Genomic DNA, 16,359 nt, shown 5'->3' with positions numbered 1-16,359 from the left:
AGGTGGATGAACGTTGTTGTTGGTGTCGGTGCCCTCTCCGCCGACGAAGTCGTGTCCGTCGCCCGTCTCGGGACCCCGGTGGCTCTCGCCCCCGAAGCGCTGAAGGAGATCGCCCGCAGCCGCGAGGTCATCCAGGCCCTCGCCGACGATGCCAAGCCCCATTACGGCGTCTCCACCGGTTTCGGCGCGCTGGCCACCCGCCACATCCCCGTCGAACTGCGCGCCCAGCTCCAGCGCAGCCTGGTGCGTTCGCACGCGGCGGGCTCGGGTCCCGAGGTGGAGCGCGAGGTCGTCCGGGCGCTGATGCTGCTGCGGCTGTCCACCCTCGCCACCGGCCGCACCGGCGTACGGGTGCAGACGGCCGAGGCGTACGCCGCGCTGCTCAATGCCGGAATCTCCCCGGTCGTCCACGAGTACGGCTCGCTCGGTTGCTCCGGCGACCTCGCCCCCCTCGCGCACTGCGCGCTCGCCGTCATGGGCGAGGGCGTGGTGCGCACCGCCGACGGCGTGCGCAAGCCCGCGGCCGAGGCGCTCGCCGAGGCGGGAATCACCCCGGTCGTCCTGGAGGAGAAGGAGGGTCTCGCCCTCATCAACGGCACCGACGGCATGCTCGGCATGCTCGCCCTGGCCGCCGATGACCTGCGCCGCCTGCTCCGTATGGCCGACATCGCCGCCGCGATGAGCGTCGAGGGCCAGCTCGGCACGGACGCCGTGTTCGCCGCCGACCTCCAGGCGCTGCGCCCGCACCCCGGCCAGGCTGCCAGCGCCCACAACCTGCGGGCACTGCTCGCCGGTTCGGCGATCGTCGCCAGCCACAAGGGGCCGGAGTGCACCCGAGTGCAGGATGCCTACTCGCTGCGCTGCACGCCGCAGGTCCACGGCACGGCCCGTGACACCCTCGCCCACGCGGAGCTGGTGGCCTCCCGGGAACTGGCCGCCGCCGTCGACAATCCCGTCGTCACCCTCGACGGCCGGGTGGAGAGCAACGGCAACTTCCACGGCGCTCCGATCGCCGCCGTGCTCGACTTCCTCGCCATTTCGGTCGCCGACGTCGCGTCGATCTCCGAGCGCCGCACGGACCGGTTCCTCGACCCCGCCCGCAACCGCGGCCTCAACGCGTTCCTGGCCGACGACCCCGGCGTGGACTCCGGCCACATGATCGCGCAGTACACCCAGGCCGCGATCGTCTCCGAGCTCAAGCGGCTCGCCGTGCCGGCCTCCACCGACTCGATCCCCTCCAGCGCCATGCAGGAGGACCACGTCTCCATGGGCTGGTCCGCCGCCCGCAAGCTGCTCCGCGCCCTCGACGGACTCGGCCGCGTCGTCGCCGTGGAGCTCTACACCGCCGCCCGCGCCCTTGACCTGCGAGCTCCGCTGGCCCCCGCGCCCGCCACCGCGGCGGTGCGCGACGGGCTGCGCGAGACCGTGGACGGCCCCGGCACCGACCGCTGGCTCGCCCCCGAGATCGAGGCGGCCGTCCAGTACGTCACCTCCGGCCGTGCCCTGGCCGCCGCGGAGTCGGTCACCGGCCCGCTGGTCTGACCCGGCCGCCTTCACGGGCCCCGGGGCCCTCGGCCCGGGGCGTGGTCACCCCGTCGCGGCGGAACCTCACCTTCGCACCGCCCGCTCGAAGGCCGGCGCCACGCCTGTGAGATCCACGGATATGACCCGGAGAGCGCTACCGGGTCGTCATCGAGGCCGCACCGGCCGCACGGCTCCGGACGCGCGGTAGCGCTCGTCCGGACACGGCGTCTCCTCCCCGGGCCGACCCGGCCCGGAGGGAGGAGACGTGTTTCAGCAGTTCGAACCGGAAGGACATCGCATGACACGGCAGATCCTGCGCGCCGAGGACCGGGCACCCGCGCCGTGGAAGAACGGCGGGGGCGTGACATCGGAAGTCGCGGTCCACCCGCCGGACGCGGGGACCGACGACTTCGGGTGGCGGGTCAGCATCGCCGACGTGGTGCGCGGCGGACCGTTCTCCTCGTTCCCGGGAGTCGACCGGATCATCACCGTCGTGGACGGGCCAGGCATGACCCTGACCGTCGACGGAACTTCACACACGATGGACGCGCCCTACGAACCCTTCGCCTTCCCGGGCGACGCGGTCACGGAGTGCCTGCTGCTCGACGGACCGGTGGTCGACTTCAACGTGATGGTACGGCGGGCCGACACGACGGCGCGGGTCCGTGTGGTCCGCTCCGGCACGGCGGTGCGGCCCGCTCCCGGTTCGCGGGTGCTGGCGGTCGTCCTGGCCGGGTCCGCTGTGCTCCGGCGGGACTCGGTCCGTCTCGGCCGACTCGACGCGGTCCTGATTTCGGACGGGGACCACGGCTTCGACGTCGAGGGGGTCCTGGCGATCGTGGACTTCACGTCGGTGCCCGGCGGCTGACCAGGCACCGCACACGGCAGAAGCCGCAGCCGCCAGGCCGCGGTTCCTGTCGCTCCGCACTGCCTGACGGCCCGTTCGAGGCGGGCACGGCGGGCGATCGCCACCACCGTGTCGCTGCCGGCAGCCGGTCGAGGGAAGCCGGCCGGCAGGGCGTGACGGGCCCGCGGACGTCATTTCCGGGTGATCGCCATCCGGTGGATCAAGCGGGCTCAGGCCCGGGCGGTGCACCGGCCGGCGACCGTCGCCGCAGCGCTGGAGAGGTGAGCGGAACTCACCGCAGGACGGCGTCCACATCGCGGTGTGGACGACGGCGTCCTCGTCGGGGGCGGCGGCGCAGCGGGCGCTGCAGGAGGCCGAGAAGGCCAAGGACTGGGGCTTCGCGATGCCGCCGGCCGTGCTGCTGTCGCAACTCGTGGAGGGCGACGAAGAGAGCTTCAACCTGGCCCTGGCCGACGCGCTCGAAGCCCATCGCGCTTACTACCAGGTCGCTGACCGCGCCGACGATCCGGATGCTTCCGTCAACCTCGACATCCTCGCCCTGGCCTGTCACGCCCGTCGCGGCGGCTGGACCATCCGCGTGGAGTCCCACTACCTGCCGCAGGATCTCCTGCGGGCCGTAGAGACCTTCTAAAGCGTGTTGCAGAAGCCTGGGATTGGGCGGGTGAAACCGGGTTCTGTGCCTTTGTGGATCATACGGCCAGGGCGTGGTTGTGGAGTGTGGCGGCGGCTTGGACTGCGTAGTGCAGGCCGTTGCCGCGTTGCCGGCAGTCGCGGAGGATCTTGTAGTGCTTCACGCGGGCGAAGGCGTGTTCCACGCGGGCCCGCACGCGTCGGTGCTCCGCGTTGTCGAAATTTTCGCCGGGCAGGAGTGGGCGGCCAGGCCGTTTGCGGTGAGGGACGACGAGGCCGGTGTTGATGTAGGCACCGTCACCGAGCACGGCCACGCCCTGGCAGATGTCGGCGAGTCCGGGGTCCCGCCATCCGTTGGCGTCCGCGGTGTTACCGGGCGCCGGTCGTGCCGGTCGCGTGTCTCTGGTTCCTTCACGCTCTGGGCAGTTGGCGCCCTCACCATGCGCTTCGGCACCTCGCGTTGCCTCACGGTGGGGGAACCTGATCCGAGGTGCCGGCGTCGGAGGGAGGAGAACACGAGAGCCTCGCCACGGGCACGCTGTCGTCCCGCTGAACGAAGGCGAGGCCACCCAGCAGAGAGGAGGCGCTCCTCCTCTCTGCTGGGTCTACTGAGGGGGAAACACATGCGATGGACCAGGCGATCCGCCGGCTTGCTGGTGGCGGCGGCCGTGGTGACGTCAGTAGCCGCGTGCACGGTCGACAGCGATAGCGGTGGAGCCTCCGCCTCCTGCGTCGCTCAGTACACCTACCAGGACATAACGTATCGAGACGTAGGGAACGCAAAATTCACACTCGGGAAGAAGCTCGGAGTCGCCACCGAACCACCCTGCGAAGACACCGGCGGCCGAGGCAAGAGCGAAGAGCCGACCGGTTTGACGGAGACTGCCTACGAAGTGGCCGGTATCTCTCCCAAGGTCGCCATCGCCGTTGGGGACACGCCGGAGACAGCCAGGTTCTTCGCCGTTTCCTCCGGCTCAGAGCTCCCACCCGAGGTACAGAAACTGATCGACGGTTCCTGATCTGAAAGGCGGGATTCGGTGTGGTTACAAGGCTGACGCCGCACCGAACCCCGCGCACCGGACTGGGCAGCCACGTGACGGCCGTTCGCAGCCTCGCTGTCCAAGTCGGCACTTCCAAGCAGGCTCACACGCCCAGACGTCGGCAGGGTCCCGGGGAGGGGATCAGGGCCCTGTCGCGCTGCCGCTAGGCCGTGTATCGAAAGCGGATCTTGAGCGAGCATGATCTCGGTTCATGGGGCGGGGAGATCTCACGGACGAGCAGTGGGCGATGCCGGAGCCGTTGTTACCGAAGGGCACCAGGATGGGGCGGCCGCCGGTCTGGCCTCGGCGGCAGTTGATCGACGGCATCAGATTCCGGGTCCGTACCGGTGTGCCGTGGCGAGATGTGCCCGTGGAGTACGGGCCGTGGGGCCGGATCTACGCCCTCTTCCGCCGATGGCAGCGGAACGGCACCTGGCACAGGGTCCTCACCCAGCTCCAGTCCCTGGCCGACGCAAAGGGTGCGATCACGTGGGACCTCAGCGTCGATTCCACGGTGTGCCGTGCCCATCAGCACGCGGCCGGAGCTCGGGTGCGAGGCGAACTACAGAAGGAACCACCCGGTGGCGTGTTCACCGAGCCCGGTGAACACGGCCTGCGACGCTCACGCGGCGGGTTCACCACCAAGCTGCACCTGGCCGTCGAGCAAGGCCAAAAACCTTTGTCGATCGTGGTCACGGCCGGACAGCGCGGGGACTCCCCGCAGTTCAAACCCGTGCTTGAGAACGTCCGTGTGCCCCGCATCGGGCCGGGCGACCGAGCGTCCGCCCCGATCGAGTGCGCGCTGACAAGGCGTATGCCTCCCGAAAAAACCGTGCCTACCTGCGGCACCGAGGGATCCGCTGCACCATCCCTGACAAGGCCGACCAAGCGCGCACCCGCAGCAATCTCGGCTCTCACGGCGGTCGCCCACCGCGTTTCGACCCGGTCGACTATCACGAGCGTCATGCGGTCGAGTGCGGGATCAACCGCCTCAAGAGAAACCGTGCCGTCGCTACGAGATACGACAAGCTTGCGGTCCGATACGAAGCGACCGTCCTTCTCGCGGCCATCAACGAGTGGCTGTGACCACTCATGCAGCGCGCTGCATGCAGACCAGTTGATCCCGCTCGTCCCATGACTCGGTCACGGTGAAGCCGAGTCGTTCGTACAGCGCGATCGCCCCGGTCCGCCATTCCCACACCGAGAGCTGGACGGTGTCCACGCCGTTCTCCTTGGCGTGGACGAGCGCAGCGCCGAGCAAGGCGGACGCAATGCCCCGGCCACGGAATTCAGGGTTGGTCCAGAGCCTCTTGATCTCCGACGGCTCGTTGGCTGGGGAGGTCAGCACCAGACAACCCGCAGCGGCATCCCCCAGGAGAGCCACCAGCACCACATCACCAGCGAACGCGGTCCGAGGGTCTGTGATCTCTGCCCGGTAGCGATCCGGCAACCCGTCCACCGAGGCAACCGATTCCCCCTTCTCGGCCTCAGTCCGCAGATGGTAGGCCGCCAGCAAGCCAGCCAGGCCGTCCTCGATCGGAGGAGTTTGGCCTGGCCAGCGGACGATGGCAACCTCGCGGTGATCAGTCATGACACCAGGATCACACGACAAAGACCACGTTCCGCGCGAGCCCCGGAACCCGGAACAGCACTTCCGAAACACACGCCCTAGGCGGTGGGATCGGCGGTCACGGCGCCTGGTGGGTGTGGTGCCGTTAGCCCTGCTCCACCATTTCAAACCGCCTCGCCGTCCGTCGGGAACGCCGCACCGAACTCCACGACGCCTTTGTCTCTCTCGCCAGCAGCCTCATCTGCTGCCAGCAGCCTCAAGAGGGACAACCCTGATCGGGTCTCAAGCAATGACGGGCAGCGGAGCACTCACGTGGCTGGCCCGCGACGAGGATGAGCGAGCCCTCAACTCTTGCTTGGGCGCGCGCTGGTGTAACCCGGAGGACGACCTGCCCGGCGACTTCGAGGCCACCCGCGCTGCGCACCACACCGCGATCCGACAGCCTCTGAACCCGAGGGCGTTCATCGCGGACCTGAAGAAGCGCATGACCGCGGGCCTGGACGGGTACTCCGCCTCGCTTGCGGACGGCAGCGCGGGCTTCCGGACAACTACGCGACCCACAAGACACCAGACATCAAGAAGTGGCTGCTGGCTCATCCCCGTTCCACCTGCAGGTCACTAGCCGCCCTCGGTGGGGAGTTGACGGTTGCGGTAGCGGCCGGGGGTCTCGCCGACGAGAGCGGCAAAAGCCTCGATGAAGCTCGTCGGATTGGCCCAGCCGCAGGCGAGAGCGGTGTCGGTGACGGACTTTCCCGCGGCGAGCCGGGTGAGCGCGTGGTGGACACGTAGCTGAGTGCGCCACTGATGAAAACTCATCCGGAGTTCCTGCCCGAAGAGCCGGCTGAGCGTACGCTCACTCGCCCCGACGCGCGCGCCGAGCTCGGCGAGAGTCTGCCGATTGGCAGGGTCGACGTAGAGGATGCCGGTCAGCGCCCGGAGCCGGTCGTCGGCCGGCTCGGGCAGATGCAGCGGCTGCTCGGGCGCCGCGGTGAGCTCGTCGACGACGACCGCGTGCAGACGGTCGGCCGCCTCCGGCGCCCGTCCCCCGGTGTCCGCCTCCTCGGCCGTGAGGGCGAGCAGAGCTTCGCGGGCGAGCCCGGAGACGGTGAGCACGGCGGGATGCGCGGGCAGCCCGGCGGCGAGCGCGTCGGACAGGAACAGAATCCGCATGTCCGCGTTGCCGTGCGCGGTGTGGTGGTGCTCGAAGGCCGCGGGAGTCCACGCCACCCGGGTCGGCGGAGCGATCCACGTACCCCTGCCGGTGGTCACGGACAGCACCCCGGTAGCCGAATAGACCAGGTGCCCGCGGTCGTGGGCATGGATGGGCAGCCGCTGCCCGTGCGCCAGGACGATGCGGCCGTGTTCCGCGCGATCAAGATGGCGGGTTTCCCTCATAGCTTGGCATCCTATCGGTGGCCCGCCACCCCGGCTCCGCCCGAGAGTGGACGGCATGAACAGCCCAGTGGTCCATCAGGTCCCAGCAGCCCGCCCGCCAGCGTCACGGCAGCCGTCCCTTCCCGGACCGGCCGGAGCGCGCACCGTACAAGCCGCTCTCGCGTTCGGCCTGGCCGCGCTGAACCTGCGCATCGCCGTCGCGTCCCTGTCCCCCGTACTCACGGAGGTCGAGCACGACGAACACCTCTCATCGTTCGGCGGCGGAGCCCTCTCGACGGTACCGGTCGTCTGCTTCGGGGCGTTCGCGTTCCTCGCGCCCCGGCTCACCCGCCGCTTCGGACCTCACCACCTGCTGTGGTACTCGCTGCTCGCGCTGAGCGGCGGCATTGTGCTGCGCTCGGTCCCGGGAGTGTTCGCTCTGTTCGGCGGCACCCTGATCGCCGGTGCGGCGATCGCGGTCGGCAACGTCCTCATGCCGCAGCTCATCAAGCACGACTTCGCCGGCCGCCCCGGGTTGATGCTCGGCTGCTACTCCCTGGCTCTGTCCGGCGGAGCCGCGCTCGCCGCGGGCGTGGTCGTCCCGCTGGAAGCGGCCACCGGCTGGGGCTGGCGGCAAGTGCTCGCGCTGTGGGCGATCCCATCCCTCATCGCCGCCCTCGCCTGGCTTCCCGCACTGCTCGTGCCGGGCCGGCGTTCCCCGAACCGCCAGCGACAGAAGTGGGAGAAGCAAGGAGGTGCCGATACCGTCGCACCCACGCTCAGCGCGCTGTGGCGCGACCGAACCGCCTGGGCGGTGACCCTGTACATGGGTCTGCAGTCCCTCGGCTACTACGCGATCCTCTCCTGGCTGCCGACGCTTCTGCAGGACCACGGTATGAGCGACAGCCAGGCCGGATGGATGCTCTCCTTCTCCAGCCTCCCCGGCATGGCCGCATCCTTCGCCGCCCCCTGGCTGCAGCAGCGTCTGCGCCCGGCCTTCGTCGCGCCCCTGGCGGCCGCCCTGCTGTGCGCGACCGGGTTCATCGGCCTGCTCACGGCCCCCGTGTCGGGCGCCTACCTCTGGATGACCGTCCTCGGACTGGGCCAAGGCCTCGCCATGGGTCTCGCCCTCGGCTACATCGTCGCCCGCTCGCCCGACGCGCACCACACCGGCCGGCTCTCCACGATGGCCCAGGGGACCGGCTACCTCATTGCCTGCCTCGGCCCGCTCGGTCTCGGCCTGCTGCACTCCGCGAGCGGGGGATGGTCGCTGCCGGTCGCCGGGCTGCTCGCCGTGCTCGTCGCGCAGACCGTCGCGGCCTTCGGCGCGAGCCGCGACCGCCATGTCCTGGCGCCCTCCTGAAGGGTGCTTGCTGTCGGCCCTGAAGCGCAGGGCGAGCGGCCCGCCGTTCGAAGATGAGTTCCTGATGGACACCTTCCGCCGGCTTCGGACGCTTTCACCGCCTCACCAGGAAGCGCCCCCCACCGGGCAGAAGTGGAGCCCGAGCAGGAGAAGCGCTTCGGGGCCATGGTGGAGCAGATCCGCAAGATTCGGGACCTAACCGGTCGGACAGGGGCGGGGGGCGTCGACGGCGGGCCTCGCGGGCGCAGGAGCGCCTGGCCGAGCCGATGGAGACCGGCGCCCGGGGCTCGTGAACGAGGCGGAACTGCGGCATTGGAAGAACTACCTGATGGTGCAGCTGTTGTGGGAACTCACTGGCCCCAGAGCCGGACAACACCATGAAGGTGCTTGCCAGTTGGAGACGCTGCACGCCGCAACGCACGAGGACTTCACGGGAGCCCCACCCGGGCAGGAACGTCACCACCGCCGAATGCCCGAAGACCTCGGTCGTGGAGGTCACGGAGCGGGGGTGCCACGGTCCTGGCGGCCGGCCCCCAGCACTACCAGCAGAGCGAATCCGCTGAGGACCACATTGCGCGTGGCCGCGTCCAGGCCGTTCCAGTCGTCCGACTGCCACATCGCAAACCACTCGCCGCCGATCGCGAGGAACCCCATACCGAACAGGAGCAGCACCATCACCAGGCCGGCGGTGGAGATCTGCCGGGCCCGCGGACTCCGGCGGATCCAGAGCCAGGTGCCGACGAGAAGGACGAGGGCGGACACGGTTTCCCAGGCGATGATCGCGACGTACGCGGCGTCCTGCAGGGTGCGCGAGGTGACCGCTCGCCACATCAGGTCCTTGTCCTGGAACGTGGTGTCCATCGCCAGCACATGACGCACGAAGTCCCGGTTCGTGCCGAAGTCCGTGATGTTACCGAAGGCGACGAGAGTGATGAGGAGTGCGACCGTCGCGGTGAGCAATGCGGCGGCGACCTCGTGTGATCCGAAAGAGCGTGTACGTGGTGGTGCCGTCCCCCCGGGCGGAAGGGGCGGCGCATCCGGTGAATGGTTCATGATCCGACTATGGTCCGGACGGGGGCCGGTGGGAAGAGCCCAGGGCAACGATGCCATGCGTACCCGCTCGTGAAGGCAGGAAATCCGCAAGCCTTCGCGGGCACCGGGGAGCCAATCCAGCACCGGGTCAGCGTGCGGGTCACGTGGCGGACGAGGTCTGCGGACTTGCGCAGGCGCTGTCGTAGCCGGGCTGCTTGGGCAGGTAGGGGAAGAGATACCACAGGTGGGCATGAGCGTGCCGCAGCCACCGCGCCTCGGAGGTGAAGCCGAGCATGGCCTGCATCATCGCCATGGTCCCCAGCTCGGCGTCGCCGAGCTGCGGCGCAATGCCCGCGGCCGGCCGCCACGGCCCGAACTGCGGCGAACCCTTCAGCAGATCATCGGACTTCACGTAGAGCGTCGCGAGGGAGCCCAACTCTGCCTTCACGCACCGACATTGGACTCCCTCGCCGCGACTGCACAGGCGATCACGGCAAGCCCGGCATGGATACCTTCGACTACGGTGTCAGCACGATCCTGCCGAAGACCTCGCCCGCGTCCATCTTCTGGTGCGCCAGCACGGCTGCCTCCAGTGGCAGCACCTCGTGCACCACTGTTTCGATCTCGCCCCGGCTCGCTGCGGCGAACTGCTCGCTCCGCACGGTACGCCGATCTGCTCCGCTGACGGTGGCTGCGCTGAAAGCGGCGAAGGACATCGACTTCTGGAACGCCGCCATGATCTTCGTGCCGAAATCCGCCGGTGGCTGGCCTGCGACAGCGCCCACGGCCACCATCCGGCCGTTCGGGTTGAGCCGGTCGAAGAACGACGGCATGTCCTTGCCGGCCACCACGTCGACGATGACGTCATAGCCTGCGGGAGCTTGTTCCCCTCCTTCGCCGGAGCGGTCCAGCACGTGGGTCGCGCCGAGACGTCGCAGCTGCTCGCCGCGCTCGGCCGAGGAGGTGGTAACCGCCACCGCGGCGGCGCCGCCGCGAGCGGCGAGTTGCACTGCCATGATCCCGATGCTGCCGGCCGCACCACGCACCAGGACCGACTCCCCGGGAGCGAAGTGGGCGTGGCGGAGCCCGAAGTGGGCCACCACGCCGGAACTGCCGAGTGTCACCGCATCGACTGCGGACAGGTTCACGGGCAGGGGAACGGTCTCCTCAAGCGGCACGAGGGCCTGTTCGACGTATCCTCCCCCGGTGCCGGTGAAGGCCCACACCCGCCCGCCGATCCACGAGGCATCGACACCATCACCGACCGCGGCCACGGTGCCCGCCACCTCGTTACCCGGGATGTGGCCCTCCTTGAAGCCGTAGGCGGCCAGGGCCCCGCTTCGGATCATGGTGTCGACTCCCCCGACCCCCACGGCCTCGGTGGCGATCACTACCTGTCCGGCAGCAGGTGCGGGAGCCGGCAGGTCGACAACAGCCAGACCTTCAGGACCTCCGTACGTCTGGATCGCGATTGCCTTCAACGTCGTCTCCCATGTTCCAGGACCGGTCAAATGCCGTCGTGCTCGGCACCGGCCGCCGATCGCCGCCGGCGACGGGAGTGGGTTCACGGCGCGGCAGGGGTTCGGTCCCGGTGCTGTGCGCCCAAATGAGCACGGCGAGCTGCTACGTCTTGAACGCTAACGGACGCCCCCGTCCGTTTAGATAAAGTGAGAGCATGATCGACCGTTTGCCTCACACCCTGCGTTCCGACGCGCTGGACAACCGCGAGCGCATCCTCGACGCGGCCCGAGCACTGTTTTCCGCCGACGGCCTGGACGTGCCGATGCGGGAGATCGCGCGGCGCGCGGGAGTCGGGCCTGCCACCTTGTACCGTCACTTCCCGACCAAGCAGATGCTGGCCACCGAAGCCTTCGCGGACCAGCTGCGCGCGTGTCGCACCATCGTCGACGACGGGTGCGCCGATCCCGACCCGTGGCGTGGCCTCTGCCTGGTGATCGAGAAGATCTGCGAGCTGCACGCGCGGGACCGGGGTTTCAGCGAAGCCTTCATGTCGGCCTACCCAGGGGCGCCGGATCTCGCGGGCCGTGACTACACGGTGAAAGCGGTCGCCGGACTGGCCCAGCGGGCCAAGGACGCAGGGCACCTGCGGTCCGACTTCGTCCTGGACGACCTCATTCTCATCCTCATGGCCAACAAGGGGATCCATACCAGATCGGCCGACACCCAGGTCATGGCCTCCAGGCGCTTCGCAGGGTTGGCGATCCAGGCGTTCAAAGCCTGCCCCCGGCACGCACCGCTGCCACCAGCGGCACGACTGGCATCCGCAGCACCGGACAGCGCCTGACCGTTGGGCGAGCAGTATCCACGCTCGACGCACGAACCACGGACCTGATCCGCCTCCGAGCAGTACGCCCGAGGCTTGCCATGGTCGGCCGAGCGCGATGCAGCTTCCCGTCCCTGAGTGCATCCTTCAGGGGCTGACCGGCCTCGGATTTGCTCTGCTTCCCTGGGAAACTTGGCAACCGCCCGGAAGGGTGCGCCTGCCCAGCTCCGTCCCGGCGCTGCTCTTGGCGTCGATGACGACGGCGCCAGCCGCGCCGATGAGGAGTGCAACGGCGAGGCCTCGGCGGCGTAGCAGGTCATGGGCCTCATGGACGGCGCGCTGTCGGAGCAACTCAGTGTGTAGGCGGGGGGAGGCCTTGAGGTGCTCGCATGTGCAGAGGGTTACGAGTTGTTGGCGTTCGGCTGTGGTGAAGGGGCATGCGGTCAGCGAACACCTCTGCCACCTGCCGCGCGCGGGAGTGTTCGGTCTGCGCCGCCAGGAAGCGCTCGAGTTCATGGATTCCCGCAGCAGGGTCTGGGGTCGGCAGCCCTGGGGGCGGGGATGCGGATTTCATGTGTCGCCGCGGTCCTTGCCCTCGTTGCCCAACGGGGGCGCGACGCCCATTCCAGGTTCGACGACGTCTCGTCGGCCTCCATGCCGGGCTTTTTCCAGATCGGCGACGGCGGGGTAGTGAAGGTCGAATGCCGGCGATTCGGAGCGGATCTTGGGCATGGTGAGGAAGTTGTGTCGCGGCGGCGGGCACGAGGTGGCCCATTCCAGGGATCGGCCGTAGCCCCAGGGGTCGTCGACGTCGATGCGCTTTCCGGTCTTGGCGGTCTTCCAGATGTTGTAGAGGAAGGGAAGTGTGGAGCCCCCCAGGAGGAAGGCTCCGATGGAGGAGATGGTGTTCAGGGCGGTGAAGCCGTCGGCGGCGAGGTAGTCGGCGTAGCGGCGGGGCATACCTTCGGCGCCGAGCCAGTGCATGACGAGGAAGGTGGTGTGGAAGCCGATGAACAGCGTCCAGAAATGGATCTTCCCGAGACGTTCGTCGAGCATCGTGCCGGTCATCTTGGGCCACCAGAAGTGGAATCCGGCGAACATGGCGAAGACGACCGTGCCGAAGACGACGTAGTGGAAGTGGGCTACGACGAAGTAGCTGTCGGTGACGTGGAAGTCGAGGGGTGGTGAGGCCAGGATGATGCCGGTCAGTCCGCCGAAGAGGAACGTCACGAGGAAGCCGATCGACCACAGCATGGGTGTCTCGAAGGACAGGGAGCCCTTCCACATGGTGCCGATCCAGTTGAAGAACTTCACCCCGGTCGGTACTGCGATGAGGAAGGTCATGAAGGAGAAGAACGGCAGTAGTACCGCGCCGGTGGCGAACATATGGTGCGCCCACACGGTCGCGGAGAGGCCGGCGATTGCGATGGTGGCGCCGACCAGGCCCACATAGCCGAAGACCGGCTTGCGGGAGAAGACCGGGAGAATTTCGGTGATGATCCCAAAGAACGGCAGGGCGATGATGTAGACCTCGGGATGGCCGAAGAACCAGAACAGGTGCTGCCACAGCAGCGCGCCCCCGTTCTCGGGATCGAAGACTTGCGCGCCGAATTTCCGGTCGGCTTCCAGCACCAGCAGGGCCGCGGCCAGAACGGGGAAGGCCAGCAGTACCAGTACGGACGTCAGCAGGACGTTCCAGGTGAAGATCGGCATTCGGAACATGGTCATGCCCGGCCCACGCATGCAGATGATCGTGGTGATGAAGTTGACTGCACCGAGAATGGTGCCGAAACCGGACAGAGCCAGGCCCATGATCCACATGTCGCCGCCGACGTACGGAGTGCGCTCACCGCCGCTGAGCGGGGTGTAGGCAGTCCAGCCGAAATCGGCCGCTCCCTGCGACGTCATCAAGCTGCTGACGACGATCAGCCCGCCGAAGAGGAACAGCCAGAACGACAGCATGTTCAGCCGGGGGAACGCTACATCGGGAGACCCGATCTGCAACGGCATGATCGCGTTGGCGAACCCGGCGAACGTCGGAGTCGCGAAGAACAGCAGCATGATCGTGCCGTGCAGCGTGAAGGTTTGGTTGTACTGCTCCGGGGACAAGATCTGCAGCCCGGGGCGGGCCAACTCCGCACGCAGCAGCAGCGCCATCACGCCGGCGACGAGGAAGAAGAAGAACGACGCACCAAGGTACAGGTGACCGATCTTCTTGTGATCCGTCGTGGTCAGCCAGCTGACCACGACGCTACCCGGGCCCCGTCCTTCAACGGGCACCAAGGTGGGTGGCTCGGTGGTGGATACGTTCATGCGAGGACTCCCCTGCATAATGGGAAAAATGTTCGAGCGCGCGTCCCGTGCCCACGAACTGCCGAACGATGACGCCACTTGTCTACCGGCACCCATGCCACTGGGCGCGCGTTCACCACCTGCGCAAACGGGTGACGGGGCGGCCAGACCAGGGAGATGCCGCCCCGGACAGCCGGGGGGAAGGGTACGGCTCGGCATTGACGAGCCCGAGTTGCCGCGCCCCTGCTGGCCGACCTGGCACGGCGTCAGCCTCGCGCGCAGCTTTCCACGATGCGGGCCAAGCGAGTGAGCATGCTGCGGTGACGCAGCTGCAGCGCGTCTACTGCCGTGTCGTGGAGCATTCCACCCGGGCCACACAGGGGGTATTCATCGATGATCACCAGGGTTTCCGCAGCTGAGAACTCTCGCTTCTTGGGCGGCACACAGCCACCAAATACTGCCGCGCCTGACTGACATGTTCCCTGGACACGACTTCGGGACCACGGCTCACGCACCCCTCTCCCGAAGGCTGCCCACCGAGCCTTTGGAACTACTGCTCGACGCTGTGAGCAAACGTCGTACGGAGACCCCGGACCGACCACGACTGCAGCCAGAGGAGGCACTCCGCTGGGATGACGCGGGTGTCCGGGAGCGAGGCGCGGACTCGCGCCTGCGAGTACATACGAGTGAGACGCAGCAGACTGGGCACCGGTGGTCGGTACGTCCGAAGAAGGATGGAGGATCGATGGCCGTGCGACACCGCCTGATCAGGCGTCCCGGGAGACCGTATGGGCCGTCCTCGCGGAGGGCAGGGGTACTGCGATTCCGAGTCGCAGCCGAAGGAAGGTGTCTGGCCGCAGCTTGAGTGCAGCCTCGCGCACGCAGTGCAACCCGGACGGGGGGCGGGGGCTCCCGGAAAGCGCATCGTCCAGGGCCGTAAGGCGCCCGGCCTACTGAGGCCGGAAGCTGACGGCGAGCGGGACTGCGCAGACCTCCGTCGACGTCCGGCACTGGTGATCAGGCAGCGCAGAATGCCCGCCCGTAGTGCCTACGCCCAGGAAGAGACTCCGAAGTCCGTCGTACGGACCAGCCTGACTCAGCAAGGAAACAAGCGTTCATGACCCGTGGCACGACAACCGAGCGGACCGAGACAGGAAGGCTCACTGAACTGACCCAGTGGTGGCGCCGAGCCTTCTCCTACTCCGGAGACGAACGAGACACGCTACTGGTGATCGGGAAAAGCACCCTTGCCGCCACTCTGGCGTGGGTGATCGCGTACGACGTCCTCGACGCCCGGTCGCCAGCGTTCGCACCGTTCTCTGCGGTGCTGATCATGCAGGTGACCGTCTACCGCTCGGTCGTACAGTCTCTGCGTTATGTCGGCGCGGTCGTCGCAGGGGTCCTGGTCCAAGCCGCCCTCGGCTTCCTCGCCGGCCCGGACCAGCTGACCTTCGTGCTCGTAGCCCTCATCGCCCTGACCATCGGGCGCTGGCCCGTGCTGGGTGTCCAGGGACCGCAGGTCGCCACAGCCGCCTTCTTCGCCTTCTCCACGTACACGTCATCATCGGGGGATGCCCAACGGTTTTTCCGGCTCGGGGAGATCGTGGTCCTCGTCCTCATCGGCTGTGCGATCGGAATCGCTGTCAACGTCCTGGTGGTTCCACCGCTGCGCTATCGCAGTGCCGAGTACGGCATCCGCAACCTCGCCCACACCCTTTACGACCTGCTCGCCGACATGTACCCCGTGCTCGCCGAGGGAGTGCCCGACCAAGACACCACCGGCGGCTGGCGGGACCGCGCGGCGCGCACCGAAGAGATGATCGGACAGGCCCGGTCAGGACTTCAGACAGCCAAAGAGAGCGCCCTGCTCAACCCGCGCCGCCTACTCCGCCGCTACCGGGGACATCCTGGCTTCCAAGGCTATGAGGCCGTGCTCGGCGCCCTGGAACGCACCCTCTATCAGCTGGCCTCCCTCACCCGCGGGCTTGACCGGTCCCTTGAAGGTGACGAGGCCCGCCAACCTTTCCTTCAGCGGTACGCGGTGTTTCTGGAGTCCGTCAGCGCAGTCGCCGAGGTGCTGACGACACTGGACGAAACGACCCTGTTCCAGCAGGCGAAACGGCTTGAGCGCCTCACCGGCGAGGCTGAGACCCGCCACAACGACGTGGTCGAGGAGACCCGCCGGTTGTCCTTGTCCCTCGCCGACCCCTCTGCTCCGTACGGCGTTCTCGTCATCGAGGCAACGCGGCTCATGGAGGAATTCCGGTACACCTCCGAGATACTCCTTGATGCCGCGAAGGACACGGACTGAGCGTCGACGCGTACAGCTCCGGTGCGGCTGCCGGCCGGCTGAGCGGGCGTGGGTGCCGGTTCGCCGCGGCC

14 protein-coding genes and 1 pseudogene are annotated in these 16,359 nt (G+C 68.2%); 8 read left to right on the top strand and 7 right to left on the bottom strand.

The window, feature by feature from the left end; genetic code table 11:
• The first annotated feature begins 6 nt into the window (after positions 1 to 6).
• The 3 genes from hutH to OG379_RS38325 all read left to right on the top strand — a co-directional run bounded on the left by hutH (position 7) and on the right by OG379_RS38325 (position 3,023).
• Positions 7 to 1,542: a histidine ammonia-lyase gene (hutH, locus tag OG379_RS38335; protein ID WP_405668003.1), complete on the top strand. Its 1,536-nt coding sequence runs from the start codon at positions 7 to 9 to the stop codon at positions 1,540 to 1,542.
• A gap of 280 nt (positions 1,543 to 1,822) precedes the next feature.
• Complete coding sequence (locus OG379_RS38330; RefSeq protein ID WP_405668001.1) at positions 1,823 to 2,392, top strand: HutD family protein; 570 nt, start codon at positions 1,823 to 1,825, stop codon at positions 2,390 to 2,392.
• Between the two features lie 298 nt (positions 2,393 to 2,690).
• Positions 2,691 to 3,023, top strand: a complete 333-nt coding sequence (locus OG379_RS38325) for an immunity 49 family protein (RefSeq protein WP_405667999.1) — start codon at positions 2,691 to 2,693, stop codon at positions 3,021 to 3,023.
• Between the two features lie 58 nt (positions 3,024 to 3,081).
• Here OG379_RS38325 and OG379_RS38320 read toward each other — a convergent pair.
• Positions 3,082 to 3,411: pseudogene (locus OG379_RS38320) on the bottom strand (transposase family protein); the annotation flags it as partial.
• Between the two features lie 234 nt (positions 3,412 to 3,645).
• On the opposite strand from OG379_RS38320, the gene OG379_RS38315 reads away from it, so the two are divergent.
• Both OG379_RS38315 and OG379_RS38310 read left to right on the top strand, forming a co-directional pair.
• Positions 3,646 to 4,041 (top strand): DUF6281 family protein, encoded by a 396-nt coding sequence (locus OG379_RS38315; RefSeq protein WP_405667997.1) that lies wholly within the window; start codon positions 3,646 to 3,648, stop codon positions 4,039 to 4,041.
• A gap of 232 nt (positions 4,042 to 4,273) precedes the next feature.
• Positions 4,274 to 5,148, top strand: a protein-coding gene (locus OG379_RS38310) for an IS5 family transposase (protein WP_405667995.1) whose coding sequence is annotated in 2 segments (ribosomal slippage) — positions 4,274 to 4,823 and positions 4,823 to 5,148 — 876 coding nt in all. Because the reading frame shifts where the segments join, the coding sequence is not laid out codon by codon here.
• A 4-nt stretch (positions 5,149 to 5,152) separates the two neighbouring features.
• Here OG379_RS38310 and OG379_RS38305 read toward each other — a convergent pair.
• Complete coding sequence (locus OG379_RS38305; protein WP_405667993.1) at positions 5,153 to 5,653, bottom strand: GNAT family N-acetyltransferase; 501 nt, start codon at positions 5,651 to 5,653, stop codon at positions 5,153 to 5,155.
• A 597-nt stretch (positions 5,654 to 6,250) separates the two neighbouring features.
• Positions 6,251 to 7,027 (bottom strand): AraC family transcriptional regulator, encoded by a 777-nt coding sequence (locus OG379_RS38300; protein WP_405667991.1) that lies wholly within the window; start codon positions 7,025 to 7,027, stop codon positions 6,251 to 6,253.
• 55 nt (positions 7,028 to 7,082) lie between these two features.
• Between OG379_RS38300 and OG379_RS38295 the strand changes: the two genes are divergently transcribed.
• A complete protein-coding gene (locus tag OG379_RS38295; RefSeq protein ID WP_405667989.1) occupies positions 7,083 to 8,369 on the top strand; it encodes an MFS transporter in 1,287 nt (428 codons plus the stop codon).
• 495 nt (positions 8,370 to 8,864) lie between these two features.
• Here the strand turns inward: OG379_RS38295 and OG379_RS38290 are convergent, their stop codons facing one another.
• The 3 genes from OG379_RS38290 to OG379_RS38280 all read right to left on the bottom strand — a co-directional run bounded on the left by OG379_RS38290 (position 8,865) and on the right by OG379_RS38280 (position 10,882).
• Positions 8,865 to 9,422, bottom strand: coding sequence for a DUF2165 domain-containing protein (locus tag OG379_RS38290; RefSeq protein WP_405667987.1), 558 nt, complete (start codon positions 9,420 to 9,422; stop codon positions 8,865 to 8,867).
• Between the two features lie 139 nt (positions 9,423 to 9,561).
• Positions 9,562 to 9,849: a hypothetical protein gene (locus OG379_RS38285; RefSeq protein WP_405667985.1), complete on the bottom strand. Its 288-nt coding sequence runs from the start codon at positions 9,847 to 9,849 to the stop codon at positions 9,562 to 9,564.
• A gap of 70 nt (positions 9,850 to 9,919) precedes the next feature.
• Complete coding sequence (locus tag OG379_RS38280; RefSeq protein WP_405667983.1) at positions 9,920 to 10,882, bottom strand: zinc-binding dehydrogenase; 963 nt, start codon at positions 10,880 to 10,882, stop codon at positions 9,920 to 9,922.
• Positions 10,883 to 11,076: 194 nt separating this feature from the next.
• On the opposite strand from OG379_RS38280, the gene OG379_RS38275 reads away from it, so the two are divergent.
• On the top strand, positions 11,077 to 11,706 hold the full coding sequence (locus OG379_RS38275) for a TetR/AcrR family transcriptional regulator (RefSeq protein ID WP_405667981.1): 630 nt from the start codon (positions 11,077 to 11,079) through the stop codon (positions 11,704 to 11,706).
• Between the two features lie 549 nt (positions 11,707 to 12,255).
• On the opposite strand, the gene ctaD is transcribed toward OG379_RS38275, so the two are convergent.
• The gene (gene ctaD / locus OG379_RS38270) at positions 12,256 to 13,998 is read right to left on the bottom strand and encodes a cytochrome c oxidase subunit I (RefSeq protein ID WP_405667979.1); all 1,743 of its coding nucleotides are present in this window, start codon (positions 13,996 to 13,998) and stop codon (positions 12,256 to 12,258) included.
• 1,096 nt (positions 13,999 to 15,094) lie between these two features.
• On the opposite strand from ctaD, the gene OG379_RS38265 reads away from it, so the two are divergent.
• Entirely contained in the window at positions 15,095 to 16,288 is a 1,194-nt protein-coding gene (locus OG379_RS38265) for an FUSC family protein (RefSeq protein WP_405667977.1), read from the top strand.
• Positions 16,289 to 16,359 lie beyond the last annotated feature (71 nt).

The sequence above is a fragment of the Streptomyces sp. NBC_01166 genome (assembly GCF_045039765.1).
Lineage (GTDB): Bacteria > Actinomycetota > Actinomycetes > Streptomycetales > Streptomycetaceae > Streptomyces.
The sequence above is the reverse complement of the archived record's forward strand: the minus strand, read 5'-3'. Positions and strand labels throughout refer to the sequence as shown.

What these genes read in the sequence shown, in the direction of transcription:
- hutH (WP_405668003.1), top strand. Translation starts at nt 7, where the DNA reads ATGAACGTTGTTGTTGGTGTCGGTGCCCTCTCCGCCGACGAAGTCGTG.
- OG379_RS38330 (WP_405668001.1), top strand. Translation starts at nt 1,823, where the DNA reads ATGACACGGCAGATCCTGCGCGCCGAGGACCGGGCACCCGCGCCGTGG.
- OG379_RS38315 (WP_405667997.1), top strand. Translation starts at nt 3,646, where the DNA reads ATGCGATGGACCAGGCGATCCGCCGGCTTGCTGGTGGCGGCGGCCGTG.
- OG379_RS38305 (WP_405667993.1), bottom strand. Translation starts at nt 5,653, where the DNA reads ATGACTGATCACCGCGAGGTTGCCATCGTCCGCTGGCCAGGCCAAACT.
- OG379_RS38300 (WP_405667991.1), bottom strand. Translation starts at nt 7,027, where the DNA reads ATGAGGGAAACCCGCCATCTTGATCGCGCGGAACACGGCCGCATCGTC.
- OG379_RS38295 (WP_405667989.1), top strand. Translation starts at nt 7,083, where the DNA reads ATGAACAGCCCAGTGGTCCATCAGGTCCCAGCAGCCCGCCCGCCAGCG.
- OG379_RS38290 (WP_405667987.1), bottom strand. Translation starts at nt 9,422, where the DNA reads ATGAACCATTCACCGGATGCGCCGCCCCTTCCGCCCGGGGGGACGGCA.
- OG379_RS38275 (WP_405667981.1), top strand. Translation starts at nt 11,077, where the DNA reads ATGATCGACCGTTTGCCTCACACCCTGCGTTCCGACGCGCTGGACAAC.
- ctaD (WP_405667979.1), bottom strand. Translation starts at nt 13,998, where the DNA reads ATGAACGTATCCACCACCGAGCCACCCACCTTGGTGCCCGTTGAAGGA.
- OG379_RS38265 (WP_405667977.1), top strand. Translation starts at nt 15,095, where the DNA reads ATGACCCGTGGCACGACAACCGAGCGGACCGAGACAGGAAGGCTCACT.